General features: G+C 62.2%; 1 pseudogene. It reads right to left on the bottom strand.

The annotated features are described in order from the left end of the window. Positions 1-55: 55 nt before the first annotated feature. Positions 56-707 (bottom strand): annotated as a pseudogene (rpfB, locus tag ABB27_RS19080) (fatty acyl-CoA ligase RpfB); the annotation flags it as partial.

Genomic DNA, 707 nt, shown 5'->3' with positions numbered 1-707 from the left:
CCCTGTTGCCAGGGAGGTTTGTGGGTGTCACGCAGCCTGTATCAAACCGTCGGCATCAAGCTTCCGGCTTGGCGTCGCGCAGTTCGCGGCGCAGGATCTTGCCGACGTTGGTCTTGGGCAGTTCCTTGCGGAACTCGACGATGCGCGGGTGCTTGTAGCCGGTGAGGTTGGCGCGGGCGAATTCCTTGACCTGCTCCTCGGTGAGGCTGGGGTCCTTCTTGACGATGACAACCTTCACCACTTCGCCCGACTTCTCGCTGGGTGCGCCGACTGCTGCCACTTCCAGCACGCCCGGCATCATCGCGATCACGTCTTCGATTTCGTTCGGATAGACGTTGAAGCCGGACACCAGGATCATGTCCTTCTTGCGGTCGACGATATAGAAGAAGCCGTTCTCGTCCATGCGCGCCATGTCGCCGGTATGCAGCCAGCCATCGGCGTCCATGACCTTTTCGGTCTCGTCGGGGCGGTGCCAATAACCCTTCATCACCTGCGGGCCGCGGATGCACAGCTCGCCTACTTCGCCCATCGCCACCATCTGGCCGTCGTCGTTCTTGACGCAGGCATCGGTGGAGGGGATCGGCAGGCCGATGGCGCCGTTGTATTCCTTCAGGTCCAGCGGGTTGATGCAGGCCGCCGGCGAGGTCTCGGTCAGGCCGTAAGCTTCCACCAGAGTGACGCCGGTGACCTTCTTCCACTTCTCGGCC

The sequence above is a fragment of the Stenotrophomonas terrae genome (genome assembly GCF_001431465.1).
GTDB classification, from domain to species: domain Bacteria; phylum Pseudomonadota; class Gammaproteobacteria; order Xanthomonadales; family Xanthomonadaceae; genus Stenotrophomonas; species Stenotrophomonas terrae.
The sequence above is the reverse complement of the archived record's forward strand: the minus strand, read 5'-3'. Positions and strand labels throughout refer to the sequence as shown.